The 17,221-nt window shown below is 67.5% G+C and carries 17 protein-coding genes and 1 other RNA gene; 17 read left to right on the forward strand and 1 reads right to left on the reverse strand.

Annotation, left to right across the window (positions count from 1 at the left end; genetic code table 11):
• The first annotated feature begins 81 nt into the window (after positions 1–81).
• The 17 genes from ftsE (at position 82) to secA (ending at position 16,806) form a co-directional block, all read left to right on the forward strand.
• The gene (ftsE, locus tag C3E87_RS01990) at positions 82–768 is read left to right on the forward strand and encodes a cell division ATP-binding protein FtsE (RefSeq protein WP_076058684.1); all 687 of its coding nucleotides are present in this window, start codon (positions 82–84) and stop codon (positions 766–768) included.
• A gap of 17 nt (positions 769–785) precedes the next feature.
• Positions 786–1,688, forward strand: a complete 903-nt coding sequence (ftsX, locus tag C3E87_RS01995; protein WP_233120664.1) for a permease-like cell division protein FtsX — start codon at positions 786–788, stop codon at positions 1,686–1,688.
• 13 nt (positions 1,689–1,701) lie between these two features.
• The gene (locus C3E87_RS14800; RefSeq protein WP_076058686.1) at positions 1,702–3,231 is read left to right on the forward strand and encodes a M23 family metallopeptidase; all 1,530 of its coding nucleotides are present in this window, start codon (positions 1,702–1,704) and stop codon (positions 3,229–3,231) included.
• A 19-nt stretch (positions 3,232–3,250) separates the two neighbouring features.
• Positions 3,251–3,733 carry an SsrA-binding protein SmpB gene (gene smpB / locus C3E87_RS02005; protein ID WP_076058688.1) on the forward strand — a complete coding sequence of 161 codons (483 nt, stop codon included), beginning with the start codon at positions 3,251–3,253 and terminating at the stop codon, positions 3,731–3,733.
• Between the two features lie 82 nt (positions 3,734–3,815).
• Positions 3,816–4,385 carry a DUF1707 domain-containing protein gene (locus tag C3E87_RS02010; RefSeq protein ID WP_076058690.1) on the forward strand — a complete coding sequence of 190 codons (570 nt, stop codon included), beginning with the start codon at positions 3,816–3,818 and terminating at the stop codon, positions 4,383–4,385.
• Positions 4,386–4,416: 31 nt separating this feature from the next.
• Positions 4,417–4,785, forward strand: a transfer-messenger RNA (tmRNA) gene (gene ssrA / locus C3E87_RS02015).
• Positions 4,786–4,871: 86 nt separating this feature from the next.
• Positions 4,872–5,432 carry a YqgE/AlgH family protein gene (locus tag C3E87_RS02020; protein WP_083665318.1) on the forward strand — a complete coding sequence of 187 codons (561 nt, stop codon included), beginning with the start codon at positions 4,872–4,874 and terminating at the stop codon, positions 5,430–5,432.
• A 74-nt stretch (positions 5,433–5,506) separates the two neighbouring features.
• Positions 5,507–6,214 (forward strand): hypothetical protein, encoded by a 708-nt coding sequence (locus C3E87_RS02025; protein ID WP_076058694.1) that lies wholly within the window; start codon positions 5,507–5,509, stop codon positions 6,212–6,214.
• A complete protein-coding gene (locus tag C3E87_RS02030) occupies positions 6,211–7,131 on the forward strand; it encodes a hypothetical protein (RefSeq protein ID WP_076058696.1) in 921 nt (306 codons plus the stop codon). The genes C3E87_RS02025 and C3E87_RS02030 overlap by 4 nt, the downstream gene beginning before the upstream one ends.
• Positions 7,094–7,636, forward strand: a complete 543-nt coding sequence (locus C3E87_RS02035; protein ID WP_076058698.1) for a hypothetical protein — start codon at positions 7,094–7,096, stop codon at positions 7,634–7,636. Before C3E87_RS02030 ends, C3E87_RS02035 begins: the two co-directional genes overlap by 38 nt.
• Positions 7,633–8,391, forward strand: coding sequence for a hypothetical protein (locus tag C3E87_RS02040; protein WP_076058700.1), 759 nt, complete (start codon positions 7,633–7,635; stop codon positions 8,389–8,391). Before C3E87_RS02035 ends, C3E87_RS02040 begins: the two co-directional genes overlap by 4 nt.
• A 47-nt stretch (positions 8,392–8,438) precedes the next feature.
• Positions 8,439–9,140, forward strand: coding sequence for an MtrAB system response regulator MtrA (gene mtrA / locus C3E87_RS02045; RefSeq protein ID WP_076058703.1), 702 nt, complete (start codon positions 8,439–8,441; stop codon positions 9,138–9,140).
• A gap of 52 nt (positions 9,141–9,192) precedes the next feature.
• Complete coding sequence (gene mtrB / locus C3E87_RS02050; protein WP_255698017.1) at positions 9,193–10,692, forward strand: MtrAB system histidine kinase MtrB; 1,500 nt, start codon at positions 9,193–9,195, stop codon at positions 10,690–10,692.
• Entirely contained in the window at positions 10,689–12,383 is a 1,695-nt protein-coding gene (locus C3E87_RS02055) for a GerMN domain-containing protein (protein ID WP_083665319.1), read from the forward strand. Before mtrB ends, C3E87_RS02055 begins: the two co-directional genes overlap by 4 nt.
• Positions 12,384–12,430: 47 nt before the next feature.
• Positions 12,431–13,090, forward strand: coding sequence for a ComF family protein (locus C3E87_RS02060; RefSeq protein ID WP_083665320.1), 660 nt, complete (start codon positions 12,431–12,433; stop codon positions 13,088–13,090).
• Positions 13,091–13,232: 142 nt separating this feature from the next.
• Positions 13,233–13,835, forward strand: coding sequence for a ribosome hibernation-promoting factor, HPF/YfiA family (gene hpf, locus C3E87_RS02065; protein ID WP_076058707.1), 603 nt, complete (start codon positions 13,233–13,235; stop codon positions 13,833–13,835).
• A 148-nt stretch (positions 13,836–13,983) separates the two neighbouring features.
• On the forward strand, positions 13,984–16,806 hold the full coding sequence (secA, locus tag C3E87_RS02070) for a preprotein translocase subunit SecA (protein WP_076059464.1): 2,823 nt from the start codon (positions 13,984–13,986) through the stop codon (positions 16,804–16,806).
• Positions 16,807–16,813: 7 nt separating this feature from the next.
• On the opposite strand, the gene C3E87_RS02075 is transcribed toward secA, so the two are convergent.
• Complete coding sequence (locus tag C3E87_RS02075) at positions 16,814–17,185, reverse strand: Rv3235 family protein (RefSeq protein WP_076058709.1); 372 nt, start codon at positions 17,183–17,185, stop codon at positions 16,814–16,816.
• Positions 17,186–17,221 lie beyond the last annotated feature (36 nt).

The raw sequence follows: 17,221 nt of genomic DNA on the forward strand, positions 1-17,221 counted from the left end.
GGGCAGTGGGGAGCCCAGCTCACCTAGACTCGTTCGCGCTGAGAGTTTCTCAGCTTCTTCCCCAACCGCCGGAGTGCCCCTGTGATCACGTTCGAGGACGTCACGAAGTTCTATCCAGGACAGCAACGTGCTGCCCTGAGGAACGTCAACCTCGAGATCGCCCGGGGAGAGTTCGTTTTCCTCGTCGGGCAGTCGGGTTCGGGCAAGTCGACCTTCCTGCGACTCATCCTCCGCGAGTACCGCCCGACGAAGGGCACCCTGTACGTCGCGGGGAAGAACCTCAGCACGCTCGCACAGTGGAAGGTCCCCGGGCTCCGTCGCCAGATCGGCACGGTCTTCCAGGACTTCCGGCTGCTCCCCGGCAAGACCGTCTATGAAAACGTGGCGTTCGCGCTGCAGGTCATCGGGCGCCCCGGCCGGGAGATCCGCCGCGTCGTCCCGGACACCCTCGAGATGGTCGGCCTCGCCGGCAAGGAGGACCGGCCCTGCGAGGAACTCTCCGGTGGCGAGCAGCAGCGCGTCGCCATCGCCCGCGCCTTTGTGAACCGCCCGAAGATCCTCATCGCCGACGAACCCACGGGCAACCTCGATCCCGAAACCTCGGTGGGCATCATGAAACTGCTCGATCGGATCAACCGAGTCGACACCACCGTCATCATGGCCACCCACGATTCGTCCATCGTCGACCAGATGCGTCGCCGGGTCCTGGAACTGCGCGACGGGGAACTCGTCCGCGACCAGGCCAAGGGCATCTACGGCTCGGCGTAGGGGAGAGTTCACACATCATGCGGCATTCACTTCGCGAAACCTGGTCCGGTCTCAAGCGCAACATCGCCATGACGATCGCGGTTGTCGTCACCATGTCCGTCTCACTGGCACTCCTCGGGGCGGGCCTCCTGACGTCGATGGAAGTCGACCTCACCAAGCGCACCCTCTACGACAAGATCACCGTCCAGGTGTTCCTCTGCACCCCGGACACCCAGGGCGGCCGCTGCGAGCCCGGCAAGGGCGCCACCGACGCGCAGCGCGACTCCATCCAGCAGACGCTGGAGGCCAACCCGGAGGTTTCCGAGGTGGTCTACGAGTCCAAGGAAGTGGCGCTGGCTGAGTTCCAGCGCGTCTTCAGGGACTCGCCGGCCGTCAACTCGCGCACCGTGGAGGACATGCAGGACTCCTTCCGCGTCAAGCTCAGCAACCCGGAGAACTATGCCGGCGTGTCCAGCGAGGCCCGCGGCCTCCAGGGCGTGCAGGCGGTGCAGGACCAGAACTCCATCCTGGAGCCCATCTTCAAGTGGTTCGGCGCCCTGCAGTGGGCCACGATCACCATGAGTCTGCTGCTCCTGCTGGCGGCTGCGTTGCAGATCGTCAACACCATCCGCATGGCCGCGTTCTCGCGGCGGCGCGAGATGGGCATCATGCGCCTGGTCGGCGCGTCGAACATCTACATCCTCCTGCCGTTCCTCCTGGAGGCGCTGGTCGCCGCCCTCATCGGTGTCGTCATCGCCGCGGCAACCCTCACGCTGGGGTACTGGTTCATCATCGACCAGAACGCCAGAACCTCAATCGCCGCTTTACCCTGGATTGGCTGGGGAGAGCTGGCGGCTGCCATTGTGTCCATTGCAGCGGTAGGTGTTGGCCTCGCCATCATCCCGACGCTGCTCGCAACCAGAAGATATCTGCGTATCTGATAAGGAGACGAGCGTGAACCGGGACCTTCCCCCCCAGCCCGCAGTTCGCACATGGATCTCAGGTCTGTCCCGTGGCATCGTCGCCGGCGTGCTGGCCGTCCTCCTGGGATTCGCGAGTTGGTCACCAGCCCAGGCTGATGATCTGACCGACCGCAAGGCCGACCTCCAACGCGAGATCGCGCGCCAGGCATCCGTCATCGACGACGCTGAAGCCGCGCGGGACTCCGCCGTCGAGGACGCGCGGGTGGCCCGCGCACAGCTGGCCGACGCAGGCGCCAAGTTGGCCAAGGCCGAGGCAGAACTCCGCGCCGCGGAGGATCTCGACGAGCAGCGCGCCGACGAGCTCGCCACCGCCGAACAGGAACTGGACGTCGCCACCGAGAAGCTCGAAGTGGCCAATCATGAACTCGACCAGGCCAAGGCCGACGTCGCAGCGGCCCAGGCTGCCCTCGAGTCGGTCAACCGCCGGCTCAACGAAGAGATCCTGGTCACCACCCAGCACAGCACCGGCCTGGTCAACCTCGCACTGATCTTCACCGACGTCAACGCGTCGAACCTCAACCAGCGTGCGCAACTGGCCCAGAACCTCATGACCTCCTCGGCGGTGCAACTCGACGAGCTGGAGATGCGCCGCCTTTCCCTCGAGGACGCGGAATCGCGCGCCGATGCTGCCCAGCAGGCTGCCGACGAGGCCCGCCAGGTCGCCGACGCCGCCCGCGATGTCGCCGACGAGGCCCGGCAGGCCGCCGCTCGTCAGCTCGATGAGAAGCAGTCGGTGCAGGAGCAGGCCGAGGCGCTGCGGGCCCAGGTCGCCGACCTGGTGGTCGCAAGGGACAAGGCCGAAGAGAGCGCCCGTCAGCAGGTCGTTGCCGAGGAGACGCGTCAGCGTGAACTCGTGGCCGAGAACGCCGACGTCGAGAAGCGCATCCAGCAGCGGATCGAAGCTCAGAAGAAGGCAGCTGCAGAGAAGGCAGCTGCAGAGAAGGCTGCTCGCGAGAAGGCTGCCCGCGACAAGGCGGCCCGTGACGCTGCCGCACAGACAGCCGCAGCCAAGGCGGCGGCCGCCAAGAAGCCGGCCCCCAAACCGCAGGCCGCGGCAGCCGTTTCAGCGCCGAAGAAGTCATCCAGTTCCTCTCGCAACAATTCCGTCTTCATCCGCCCCGTCGAGGGTCGCCTGACCTCCAGGTACGGCATGCGCCTGCATCCCGTGCTGGGCTACCGCAAGCTGCACGATGGCACCGACTTCGGCGCGGCGTGCGGCGCCCCCCTCCGTGCGCCCGCGGACGGCGTCGTGACGGAGCGCTACTTCAACCGTGGTTACGGGAACCGCCTGATGATCGACCACGGCTATGTCCGCGGGTCCTATGTCACGACCGGCTTCAACCACGCCACCAACTACATCGTGGGCGTGGGCACCCGGGTGAAGCAGGGCCAGGTCATCGGCTACGTCGGATCCACGGGCTACTCCACCGGTTGCCACCTGCACCTCATGGTGTGGCAGAACGGCCGGGTCGTGGACCCGCTGTCCGGCTGGTTCAACTGAGGCGTGGTTTAATTACCGGATGCCCAGGGAGACCGGAAAGAAGCTCGTCGCACAGAACAGGAAGGCCAGGCACGATTACCACATCGGTGACGTGTTCGAGGCCGGCCTTGTTCTGACGGGTACCGAGGTCAAGACGCTGCGCGCCGGCCGCGCCACCATCGCGGAGGCGTACGCCACCGTCGATGAGCAGGGCGAGGCCTGGCTGATCAACGCCAACATCCCGGAGTACGAGTTCGGTACCTGGCGCAACCATTCGGCCCGGCGTACCCGGAAACTGCTGTTGCACCGCAAGGAGATCGAGAAACTCTCCCGCGCCACCGACGACTCCGGCCGCACGCTCATCCCGTTGTCCCTGTACTTCAAGGACGGCTACGCGAAGGTCGAGATCGCCGTCGCCACCGGTAAGAAGGATTGGGACAAGCGCCACGCCATCGCCGAGCGCGATGCCCAGCGCGAGATGCAGCGGGCCCTGGCGCACCGCAACAAGTACAACAACCGCTGAGACCCTCACCCGGGCCCGTCCAGGGTCGTTTTCAGGGTGCTTCCCGGTACTGCCGAGGCGACCCTCCGACGACAATGGATACATGAGCGAGTACCAGCAGTTCCCCGGAGTGACCGACCAGCAGCGAGACCGTGCAGTGGACCACCTGCAGGCCTGCTACGCGGACCGCTCCATCGATGAGGCGGAACTGGATCGGCGTCTGGACCTCGCGTTGAACGCCCGCGACCGCGTGGAGTTGAACCGGTCCCTGGTGGGACTGGCCCGCATCGCTCCCGCTGTGCTCACCAGGCCGAGGCCCGGTCAGCCCGCCCCCGCAGAGAACCTCGGAGCGGGCCTGACCCAGCTGTCCGGGCTCTTCACCTGGTTCCTCGGTCCGGTCGTCGTCAAGGCTGTGGCCACGCCGGGTAGCCGGGTCTGGTGGGAGGCGAGCCGGGCCCTGAGTCTGCAAGTGACGGCTGCTGCCGTGGCCGCAGCAGCGTTCCTGTTGGGGATTGTGTTCGGGGCTGAGGGCTTCATGTTCCTGGCGTGGCTGGCCTGGTTCGGCGGCACGATCTGGGCGTCCGTCCGTGCGTTCAACGGACAGTCCGGCACCGGCCGGCTCGAGCCGTTCCTGCTCGCCAGGACGCGGCGGCCGAAGCAGGCGATTCGCTGACATGCGCTAGAATGGTGTGAACAACTCAACAGGGGGTGACTGGTTTCGACTCGGGACGGTAGTCCCAGGAGAAGCGGGCCGAGGATCCACGTTTATCTCGTAAACGCTGCGTGGAAACCAATAAGTGCCAACAACAACAGCACTGACTTCGCTCTCGCTGCCTGATCAGCGACCGAAGGGTCAGCCCGGACGAGCCTTCGGTCCGGTACCTGGCCTCATTTAGAAGGCTTGCTGAGTAGCTTGCGTATCAGGGGCTACTCGGGACTTAACTGATGCTGGGTCTGTCTGCGACTTGCCGACGAAGAGTGCAGGGACCGAGAAAACGACAATGTCGGCTGCGCCCGGAGAAGTCCTGGAACATCTCTTGAGGACGCGGGTTCAATTCCCGCCACCTCCACCCCTGTGCCTCGTGCCCACCCGCTGACCAGCGGGTGGGCACGAGGTTTTTTGCCGCCCTTGTCACGCGGGCCCATTAGGGTGGTGGGCATGCATACCGGTGCGATCGCCGTGGGTCAGTTGCTCGTCGCCACCCAGCCTGGGCGCGGCGGCTACTTCGACCGCGCGGTCGTCCTCATCGTCGAACACCACCTTGAAGGCACCGTAGGCGTCTGCCTCAACCTAGTGTCTGACATGCCGCCGGAGGCCGCCGCAGCCCACTTCGCTCCGCTTCTCAGCCCGCCCGGGGTGCTCTTCGAAGGCGGTCCGGTCAACAGTGAGGTGGTGCTGGCCCTGGGCAAGCCGGCCGCCGCAGGTGGGGAGCCGCCCGGCTGGGAACGACTGGCCGGCGATGTGGGGCTGGTGGACCTCCGTTTCCCGAGTGAACTGCTCGAATCCTCCTTCGTCGGTCTGCGGCTCTTCGTCGGTCTCTCCTCGTGGTCTCCCGGGCAACTCGAGGGGGAGTTGATCCGCGGCTCCTGGTTCCGCACGGAGGTGCGTGCAGACGACGTGTTCGGCAACCCGGACGGTCTCTGGCGACGCGTGCTGCGGCGCATGGGCGGCCTCCCCGGAAGATGGTCCACCTGGACGGAAGAACCCGCACTGAACTGACCTTTGCGGGTCACAGAGGTGACCCCTCCGCATGTAAGACTTCGGGGGTATGCCGCTACCGAGGAGGGCCGTTCGTGACCGACGACGACTTCGACGACGAGATCCTGGCTCCTCCAGCAGACGTTGTCGCTGAGGCAGCCGCCGTCGCCGACGACTCGCACGAGTGGCACCCCTCGCACGGTTTCGCGGATGCCCGGCTCGCGGTGCGGATCTGGATCGACGAGGGTGTCCGGCAACTCACGAAGGTGCACGTCTCACCGCGTTGGCGCGAGATCCTCGGGCCCAACCGCACACTTGAGGACGCCTTCGAAGAGGCCTTCTTCGCCGCTTCGGTACGGTCCGCCGGTGCTTCTGATCCGCTGGACTTCAGCGCCCTGCCGGAGCCAACCCCGGATCCGGAGTCGCCCCTCACCTGGAATGACTTCGACGCCGTGCAGGAGCGCATCGTTGCGTTGAGCGAGCGGCAGGCAGCGCTCAGGGAGAAGCCTGACCACGAGATCAGGTGGGCGGACATCGACGGTGAGAAGACGGTGGCCCAGCGTGGTCCCGTCTCCGTGTCGCTCACCTGGTCGGGACTGACCGAGGCCGTCCGGTTCGACCGGAGCTGGTTGCGCACCGCCACCCCCGACCACATCTCCGCCGCCGTCCTGCAGACGGCGCGCAGTGCGTACGCGAACTACCACCCGCCCCACTTCGTGCCCGGCGAACACGACGAACTGGCCCGCGAGTTCTTCCAGGCACAACGAGACCTGCTCACCATCATGGCGAAGGGAACCCGATGACGGACCACCACGAGGGCGACGAAGTGCGCTTCGATTCACCCCAACTGCACGCCCGGATCGACGGCTCCCTGGCGCCGGATCCCTGGGGCGCGCTGGACGAGGACGGATACGCCGTTCCCGGCGAAGTCACGGGTGCTGAGACGGACGAGAACCGCGAGGAGCGCCGTCGGAGGAAGGCCGCCGCGATGGCACTGCGCGGTTCCGGCACGCGTGGACGGAAGGGTGGCGGGGCGGGAGCGATGCCTCCTGCGATGATGCCGCCAAACGCCACCGTGGGTGGCGTGGGCGCCGCCCCGGGTGGAGCCGGCGCCATGCAGCCCATGATGTCGGCCGGCTCCGGCGCCGCGGGTGGTGGCATGCCCACCATGCTGCAGGGGGCACAGGCGGGCAGGCTCGCCGGCCCGTCGCTGTTCGGCCCGTCGGGTTCCGGTGCGTCCGGGGGGATGTTCGGCCCTGGCGGTGTCCCGGTGCCCGGTGGCGGCCTGATGGCGGCCGGTACAGAGGACGCCCTGGACGCAGAACAGCTCCGGGAGGCCCTCCGCCGCAGCGGTCTGGACCAGTTGGTCTCGCTGGACGGTGACGGTCGCATCATCGAGGACCCGCTCGTCGACACCGACGGCGACGGCGTCCCGGACACCCCACTGAGCAAGGTCCGCCAGCGGGATGGCAGGAACACCGCTCCCACAGCAGCCGTCCAGGTCACCAGCCTGCAGCCGGTCTACCAACAGGGTCCCGGCGCCGGTCTGCAGCCGGGCGGCGGCTCCTACGCCCCGGGCACCACGGCACCCGGCACGACTGCTCCAGGCACGACGCTGCCCGGTACCACCGGGCCGGGGGGGCACCCAGACCCCGTCGACCGGTTACTACCAGGGCGGTCCGGTGGCCGCAGGTGGGGAGACCAGCGGTTCGGAGACTGACACCAGCACCAGCTCGCCGGACTCGCAGACTGGCGGCGGTTTCGAGTACGACGGCGGAAACCAGACGGGCGTACGTCCCCAGGACGGCACCACGTACACCTCGACGAGCCCCACCTACACCAGCTCGGGCAGCCAGTCGGGCACCCGCCCCTCTGGCAGCACCTCCTTCACGCAGCCCACCTCCTCGTACAGCTCCACCGGTGGCACGGACTACTCGGTGAACACCGATCTACTGCGCAGGGAATCCACCAACTGGAGCGACCTCGCGGACCGGTCGAAGCCCATGCAGGACACGATCATGTCCACGCCGGAGCCCGGAGCCATGTTCGGCGTGATGACAGAGGCGGTGCCGCCCTACCGAACCGCAGTGGAGAGCAGCGTGCAGGCAGCCTCAGACGCTGGGCTCGAGGCCGAAGCGCAGGCGATGGCGCTGGACGCCGCCTCCGAGAACTACGACCAGAACGAAACGCAGGCCACTGACAGCCTCGGAGGGATGAACTCGTGAGCAGCCCACGCTATGACGCGATCAGCAACTCGTTGACCTCCGCGCGCAGCCTCGCCTGGACGGCGATGCGCAACGACGTCGTGGAGAACTTCCTCGTCCTCAGTCGCCTCGAGAACCTGGGCCAGACCATCCGGGCGCCCTGGATCGCCGCGGAGGCGGTGGGTCTCTGGATCCGCATCAACTCCCGGTTGACGGCCATCAGCGCCCACCACGCCTGGCTGGGTGCGAGCAGGCGTTCCCCTGACCTCCTCGGTGAGGCGGCGGGGCAGTGGAGCAACGTCGTGCAGCAGCAGGAACAGATCGTGGCAACGGTCCGGGCGAACAAGGGCCGGATCCAGAACAGCGAATGGACCGGCGACGGGCAGGACAGCCACGTGGCGGACGTGACGCGCAAGGAGCGCAAGGAACTGGCCTTCGCCGAGAGCGTCGAGCGCATCGTCACGGGCTGCAACCAGGCCAGGATGGTGACCAACATGCTGCTGGAGCGGGCGGTGACCGTGTGCGCCACCACAGAGCTGCAGTGCGCCGTCGCCAGGACAGGGCCATCAGCCACGTCGCCCCGCCCCCGCAACTGGCGGATGCGTAAAGTTGAGGCCACTCTGGGCCAGCTGGAAACCCGCTACGCTGCGTTGCACCGCGGTGATGGGTGGAAAGACGCTTCGCGCAGGATCGCGACCATTTTCGACGAGAACGCCGAGACGTTGCGGATGCTCCACACCATGCCGGGAGGCCCGCTGCGGATGACTGCAGTGTGACGTCTCCGGCCCCTCGCTACCATTGACGGCAGAGCAAGGAGGCTGGGGTGACCGAGGCCAAGGGCAAAGCCCGCATACTGGTGGTGGACGATGACGCGGCGCTCTCAGAGATGCTGCAGATCGTCCTGCGCCAGGAGGGGTTCGAGACCGTCCGGTGCGGGACGGGCAACGAGGCGTTGCAGGAGTTCCGGCAGTCCCGTCCTGACCTCGTCCTTCTCGACCTGATGCTGCCGGGGCGCGACGGGGTCTCCGTGTGCCGCGACATCCGCGCCGAATCCGGCGTACCGATCGTGATGCTGACCGCCAAGTCGGACACCTCGGACGTGGTGGCCGGGCTCGAGGCTGGGGCCGACGACTACGTCGCCAAACCCTTCAAGGCCAAGGAACTGATCGCCCGGATCCGCACGCGCCTGCGCCGCACCAGCGGGGAAGTGGGCTCGGACATCCTGACCATCGGTGACCTGGCGATCTCGGTCTCGTCCCACCTCGTGAAGCGGGGTGAGGAGCACCTGCCCCTCACCCCACTGGAGTTCGAACTGTTGCTGGCGCTGGCACGCCGCCCGGCCCACGTCTTCACCCGCGAGGCCCTGCTCGACGAGGTGTGGGGCTATCGCAACTCGGCAGACACCCGCCTGGTCAACGTGCATGTGCAGCGGCTGCGGGCCAAGATCGAGAAGGACCCGGAACACCCCGAAATCGTGATCACGGTCCGCGGCATTGGATACCGCGCCGGTGAAACGCAGAACTGACAGCACCCGGGCCCGTCCCGCGCGAGGGCTCAAGGCACTGTGGTGGGGCTCCCTGCCGTTGCGGGTGCTGATCTCGACGCTCGGCCTCTCGATGGTGCTCATGACGCTGGCCGGGGTCGTCCTGATGCGTCAGGCCACGGCGGGGGTCGTCGAGACGAAGCGACAGGCGGCGCTGAACGAGGCGTCTGGCGTCTACGCGTTCATGCAGGAGCAGTTGCGCACGCCAGAGGCGCGCGGCGCGGCCATCCATGAGTCGCTCAGCCGGCTGGCGGACCTCGCCGACGCTCAGGCGGCGCAATACCGGGTGGTGATCCAGGGGCCGGTCTCCAGCCTCACCTCCACAGGTATCCGCGCGGAGTCGGTACCGCTCGGGTTGCGTGACCGGGTGGAGCAGGACCAGGGCATGTTCATCACCCCGACGCGGGTGGTCTTCACCGACCCCACCATGCAGCCGGAGCCCGGCTGGGCCATCGGTGCCGCGCTGATCGGCGAGACCGGGGAGCGCTACCCGGTGTTCTACATCTTTCCCATGACCACCGAGCTGCAGACCCTGAGCGCCCTGCAGGGAGCCGTCATCGCGGCCGGCGTGGCGCTGGTGGCAGCACTCGGTCTGATCTCCTACCTCGTCACGGTGCAGGTGGTGAGGCCGGTGCGTAAGGCCAGCACCACCGCGCTGCAACTGGCCTCCGGCCAGCTGGGGGAGCGCATGCTGGTGCGTGGTACCGACGACCTGGCACTGCTGGCCACCTCCATGAACCGGATGGCCGCTGAGCTCCAGCAGCGGATCCGTGAGCTGGAGACGCTGTCCACGCTGCAGCAACGCTTCGTCAGCGACGTGTCCCACGAGCTGCGCACCCCGATGACCACCATCAAGATGGCCGCGGATGTGCTGCACGATGCGCGTAGCAACTTCGACCCCATCACTGCGCGTTCGGCGGAACTGATGAGCCTCGAGATCGACCGGTTCGACCTCATGCTGGCGGATCTCCTGGAGATCTCGCGGTTCGATGCGGGTGCGGCAGTCCTGGCCCTCGACGAGACCGACGTCGCGTCGCTGGTCGCCGCAGAGGTGGCAGGCAGCCGGTCGATGGCCGGGGCCCTGGGCGTCGAGCTCCGGTTCGAACAGGTGGACCAGGACACCACCGCCGAGGTCGACACACGTCGGGTCAGGCGGATCCTGCGCAACCTGATCACCAATGCCATCGAGCACAGCGAGGGCAGGCCGGTGGTGATCAGGGTGGCTTCGGACCACGACGCGGTGGCGGTGACGGTGCGCGACTACGGCGTCGGTTTCAAGGCGGAGGACGCGGCCCGCGTCTTCGACCGCTTCTGGCGCGCAGATCCCAGCCGCACCCGGCTGGTGGGTGGCACGGGATTGGGGCTTGCGATCGCGATGGAGGACGCCCGGTTGCACCGCGGGTGGTTGACGGCCTGGGGCCGGCCGGGGCGCGGTGCCCAATTCCGGTTGACGCTGCCGCGGGAGTCGGGGCACGAGCTGACCAGCTCGCCGCTGGCGGTCGTGCCGGCCGATGACAAGGAGGTGAGCGCATGAGACGCGCTGTGGCCGCTCTGACGGCGCTCCTCCTGTCGCTGACCGGTTGCACCACCATTGCGACGTCCGGGCCCGTCGAACAGGTGCCTCTGGCCGCGCAGCCGCGGGGCATCGACATCGCCCCGGAGCCGCCGAGCGCGGACATGACGCCCGTGCGTCTCGTCGAGGGCTTCCTCCAGGCCATGGCAGACCCCGACGGCGAGTACGCCATCGCCCGGCAGTACCTCACGAGCGAGGCCGCGTCGGGCTGGGCCCCCGTCGATGCGATCGTGTTCGATGGCGAAGTCACCGGCGGGATCGATGCCGCAGTGGCCACCGGCACGGCCATCGGACACCTGGACGAGACCCATCGCTACACCGCGCACACCGAACCGTTCGTGCATGATTTCGGGCTAGTCGAGCAGGAGGGCCAGTGGCGGATCAGCGCACCGCCGGCCGGGCTCCTGCTGACCCGCTACAACTTCGAGCGCTACTACTCGCGCGTGACGCTCTACTTCATGAGCCGCGTCGGAGCGCACGTGGTGCCAGACCCCATCCACCTGCCCGAATCGCTCCTCACCCCCAGCAACGTGCTGCAGGCCCTGTTCCAGGGGCCGGCTGAGGAGATCAGCCGCTCGGTCATCGACGCGCTGCCGCGGGGGGTCAGGCTCGGGGACGGCGGCGCCACCATCGACCAGAGCGGCGTGGTGACCGTGGACCTCGCCCGGCTGCCCGTGGTCCTGGGAGACGACGACCTGCGCCGGCTGGGCGCCCAGCTGCTGTGGACGCTCACGTCCATCCCGCGCGTCACGGGCATGATCGTCACGAGGGAGGGCGGCCGGACGGTACCCATCCCGGGCGCTTCGGCCAATGGCGTGCTCGAACTGGCCACGCAACAGGGCTACCAGGTGCTGTCCCGCGCGGCGGCCACGGACCTGTTCGGCGTGCGTCGCTCACGAGTGGGTCGCATCACCGGCCAAGACGAATTCGAGATCATGCCGGAGATCGGCTTCCGGGTGGCGGACGTGGCTGTCTCCGTCGACGGGGGCAGCATGGCCGTCATCAACGAGGACCGCACCGAATTGTCCACAGGTGGGCTGGGTGGCCCCGTCTCGAAGGTGGACCTCCCGCTGAGCAACCTGCGCTCTCCTCAGTTCGTGCTGGGCACGCTGTGGCTCCTGGGCGACGACATGGGCGGGACCCCCCGCATGGCCATCATCGACCGTGAGGGCCAGGCGCAACTGGTCAGCGCGGAGGTGGGAGTGGGCCGGATCAGAGACTTCTCCGTGTCTCCCTCCCGCGCACGGGTCCTGATCGTGGCAGACGTCGGAGGGGTGCCGACGCTCGGCGTCGCTTCCCTCCTGGGGGCCAACCCGGTCACCGCCACCCAGTGGCGGCCGTTGGAGATCGTCGCGCCGGCCGGTGATGCACTGACGGACCCGGTGGCGCCCACGTGGCAGGCGGAGACCTCCCTGGCGGTGGCCGCCACCAGCGCGGGGGTGCGCTCGATCTTCACCGCGCAGCTGGACGGCTCGGTGGTGCAGGACCTGGGCGCGATCACCGGCGGAATCGTTGACATCGCGTCGAACGTGCGGCTGGGGGGCGGACCCATCGCGGTCACGACCGACCTGGACGTGACCTGGCGCTACGAGGCACGCACCCGGTGGACCCGCCTGGCGGACGAGGTGACCGCGGTGGCCTATCCGGGCTGATCTGTGGACAACGGTGGAGCGGCCCCCGCGTTGGCCACAGTGGGGGTGTGCTGACCTTCTTCCACGCCGCCGCTGACCTGCTCCTCGGAGCATCGTGCCCCGGCTGCCAGGCCCCGGGTTGGGGGTTGTGTTCCGGTTGCCGCGGACTGCTCTCGGACCCGCCGGAACTGATCGAACGCGGGCTCGACGTGCCGCTGGTGGCGGCATGCCAGTACCGCCCTGTGCTCGAACACGTGATTCCCCGGTACAAGGATGATGGCGCCCTGCACCTGGGCGCGGCGCTGGGTGACCTCCTGGCCCGGGCCGTGGCGGGGCTCGATCCCCCGTCTCACGCGGTCCTGGTGCCCGTGCCGTCGCGACCCTCGGCAGTGCGGGAACGGGGATTCGACCATGCACGGCGGCTCGCCGCCCGGGCCGCCGGGCGCTGTGGGCTGCCATGGAGGCCGCTGCTGTCGCGGTCACGCTCGGGGGAGGACCAGTCAGGGTTGGGGAAGCTCCAGCGCAGCAGCAACCTGGCGCACTCTATGGTGGCGCTGGCAGACGGGGCGCCGGCCGTCGTGGTCGACGACGTCGCCACCTCGGGTGCCTCGCTCCGGGAATCGGTCCGCGCGCTGCGGGCGGCGGGCGTACCGGTGTGGGGAGGCGCCGTGATCGCCCAGGCGGAGAAACTTCCGGGACACACCCCCAAACGCGTGACGCACCCTTGAGGGTGAGGGTAGCGTTGGTCCATGGACACGCCGCAGGCCCAGCTCGCTGGGCGACCTGCGGCGTTGTGCATACCGACCGGGATCCCTCCCTGTCGTGTAGCAAGTCGTCAGTGGGCATAAGCCCTGATAGACGGAGGATAAAATGGACATCGTCGTCACAGGTCGTCAATGCACGATCAGCCCCGAAGTCAAGGAGCTCGTCAGCGAGCGCTTGGCCACCATTGAACGGTTGCGTGACCGGGTCATTCGGGTTGAAGTCGAATTCCAGGCATCCGAGGGGACGAAGAATCCGTCCGACGCGACCACGGTCCAGTTGACTCTGCGGAGCAGGGGACCCGTGATCCGTGCCGAAGCCAATGCCGAAGACAAGACCGCTGCATTTGAGATCGCCCTCGACCGACTGAAGTCCCAGCTTCGTCGGGCGGCAGACCGGCGCAAGACCCACCGTGGCCTGCGCGCCGGCGCCGTTCCCGAGTTCGCTCCCGCACCGGAGCCGACCGAGGAGAAGGAGCAGGGCGTGCCCGTCACGAACGTCGCCGGGCTCGTGGTGACCGGCGACGGCCCGCTCGTCGTGCGCGAGAAGGTCTTCGAAACTGCGCCCCTGACGTTGGCGCAGGCGCTGGATGAGATGGAACTGGTCGGCCACGACTTCTTCCTGTACCAGGATGCGGAATCCGGCCGTCCCTCTGTGGTCTACCGCCGCAAGGCCTACAACTACGGCGTGATCCAGCTCGATGTGAGCTGAGCCCCACGGCCCCACAGCGCTCGCCCCGACCGAAAAGTCGGGGCGAGCGCTGTTCTGCGCCCCTTGGCGAGTGGGGTTAGGATGGCTGGCGGTAGTCGGCACCGGCCCGGCACGCAACGCGACACGAAGGATGCGCCCCGTGGGAATCATGGACTTTCTGAGCGGCCTCGGCTCGGGAGCACAGCTCCGAAAGCTGCGGAAGGTGGCCGACCAGGTCAATTCCATCGAAGAAGAGTTCCAGGCGATGTCAGACGCAGAGCTTCGCGAAGAGACGCAGAAGTTCCGTGAGCGGATCGCGGACGGGGAGTCCCTGGACCGCATCATGCCGGAAGCCTTCGCCGCCGTCCGCGAGGCGTCGGTCCGCGTGTTCGACAAGCGTCACTTCGACGTGCAGCTCATGGGCGGCGCGGCCCTCCACTGGGGAAACATCGCCGAGATGAAGACCGGTGAGGGCAAGACCCTCGTCGGCACCCTCCCGTCCTATCTGAATGCACTCAGCGGCAAGGGTGTGCACGTCGTCACCACGAACGACTACCTCGCCAAGTACCAGTCTGAGCAGATGGGCCGCCTCCACCACTTCCTCGGCATGGAGGTGGGCGCCATCCTGACGTCGATGACCCCCGAACAGCGCCGTGCCGCCTACAACTGCGACATCACCTACGGCACGAACAACGAGTTCGGCTTCGACTACCTCCGCGACAACATGGCCCTGCGCAAGGCCGACATGGTTCAGCGCGGCCACCACTACGCGGTCGTGGATGAGGTCGACTCCATCCTGATCGACGAGGCCCGCACGCCGCTGATCATCTCCGGCCCCGCGGAGGACAACCACGAGTGGTACCCGGTCTTCGCCAAGATGGCCCTGACGCTGCGCCGCGACGTGGACTACGAGGTGGACGAGAAGAAGCGCACCATCGCCGTGCTGGCCCCGGGCATCGAGAAGGTCGAGGACCGTCTCGGTATCGAGAACCTCTACGAGTCGGCCAACACCCCGCTGATCTCCTACCTGAACAACTCCATCAAGGCCAAGGAACTGTTCAAGCGCGACAAGGACTACGTCCTCGCGGGCGACGAGGTCCTCATCGTCGACGAGCACACCGGCCGCACGCTGGCCGGCCGTCGCTACAACGAGGGTCTGCACCAGGCGCTGGAGGCGAAGGAGGGCGTCAAGATCAAGGACGAGTACCAGACGCTGGCCACCATCACGCTGCAGAACTACTTCCGCATGTACGAGAAGCTGGCCGGCATGACCGGTACCGCGAAGACGGAAGAGGGCGAGTTCCAGAAGATCTACGGTCTGGGCGTCATCCCCATCCCGACCAACCGGCCCATGGTACGCGTCGACCAGGCGGATCTGATCTACCGTACGCAGGAGGCCAAGTACGAGGCCATCGTCCGCGACATCGCGGAGCGGCACGCCAAGGGCCAGCCTGTTCTCATCGGTACGGCCTCCGTCGAGAAGTCCGAGGTGCTCTCGGCGCTGCTGAAGAAGGCCAACGTCCCGCACAAGGTCCTCAACGCCAAGCACCATGAGAGCGAAGCCGCCATCGTCGCGGAGGCCGGCCGCAAGGGTGCGGTCACGGTCTCGACGAACATGGCCGGCCGAGGCACCGACATCATGCTGGGCGGCAACCCCGAGTTCCTCGCGGACCTCCAGCTGCGCAAGGAGGGCCTGGACCCCCAGGAGACGCCCGAGGAGTACGAAGCCCGATGGAACGAGACGCTCAAGGCGCTCGAGGACCAGGTGAAGGTGGAGCACGAAGAGGTCGTTGAGCTCGGCGGTCTGTACGTCGTCGGCTCAGAGCGTCACGAGTCCCGGCGCATCGACAACCAGCTGCGTGGCCGTTCCGGTCGCCAGGGCGACCCGGGCGAATCGCGGTTCTACCTGTCGCTCAGTGACGACCTCATGCGCCTGTTCCGTCCCGAACTGCTCGAGCGCGCGCTGCTCATGATGAAGGTCCCCGACGACGTGCCGATCGACATGAAGTCGGTGTCGAAGTCGATCGAGGGCGCGCAGAAGCAGGTCGAGGGTCAGAACTTCGAAATGCGCAAGAACGTCCTCAAATACGACGACGTGATGAACCGCCAGCGCCACGCCATCTACGGCGACCGCCGCCAGGTGCTGGACGGCGCCGACGTCTCAGCCCAGCTGAAGGCCGCCACCGAGCGCGTCGTCAGCGACGTGGTGCGTCAGCACACCGTCGGCATCCCGGAGGACTGGGACATCGAGACGATGTTCACCGAACTCAAGACGCTGTACCCGGTGACCATCGACATGGACGACATCGCCGACGACCTGCCCGAGCAGGGCGAACTGGTCGAGATGTTCCTCGAGGACGCGGACGCCGCCTACAAGAAGCGCGAGGAGCAGTTGGGTGAGGACACCATGCGCGAGTTGGAGCGCCAGGTCCTCCTGACGGTCCTCGACCGCAAGTGGCGTGAGCACCTCTACGAGATGGACTACCTCCGCGAGGGCATCGGCCTGCGTGCAATGGCACAGCGCGACCCGCTGGTCGAGTACCAGCGCGAGGGTGGCGACATGTTCAACGCCATGATGGACGCCTTCATGGAAGAGGTCGTGGGGTACCTGTTCAACCTCGAGGTGGCTGCGCCGGCGGCCGAGCCCCAGTTGAACGTGGGGCTGGTCACCGACGGCGACGGGTCTGCGGTCGGTGTCGATTCCCTCACCGAGAGCCTGCCCTCCAAGACGGCCCACAAGGTCAAGACCCCGAAGATCCAGGTCCCGGCTGAGGAACCCCAGCAGGAACTCCCGGCCGCACTGGCCAGGGGCCTTGAGCGCAAGAGCGACAGGAACCTCTCCTACTCTGCGCCGGACGAGACCGGTGAGGCCACGCGCACCGGGGTGACCGTGACGAAGTCGGAGCCGAAGGTGGGCCGCAACCAGCCCTGCCCCTGCGGTTCCGGCAAGAAGTACAAGGTCTGCCACGGCAGGCCCGCCGGAGCGGTCTGAGGCATCCTCAGGCCGCCATCATGGCGGCTGGGCGCAGCACGGCGAGTTCCGTGCAGACCCACCGGTCCCGGTGCACGTCCAGGCGGATCGCGCAGCTGATGACGCGCGAGGCACAGAGGAGTGACACCGTCGCCTCCACCGCGCGGGGCGTGGGCATCTGGGTCTTGAGCGGGCCGATGGCCATCCGGCGGAAGAGCCCCGCGTCGGCGTAGGAAGCCAGCCGGATGAACGACGTGGCGGACAGCAACGGCCGCACCTGATGGAGGGCTCTCCGGCCTGCCATCGCTTCGAGGAGCACGTGGATCAGGCGGACGGCCTGGGGCGGTGTCTGCTGGGCGGCGGGGGACGGACGCAGGGGCGTGATGCTGGAGGAGTTCATGCCGGAGACGCTAGATGGCGGCCCTCTCCCGGGTCA

The sequence above is a fragment of the Tessaracoccus sp. ZS01 genome (assembly GCF_022342445.1).
Classification (GTDB): Bacteria; Actinomycetota; Actinomycetes; order Propionibacteriales; family Propionibacteriaceae; genus Arachnia.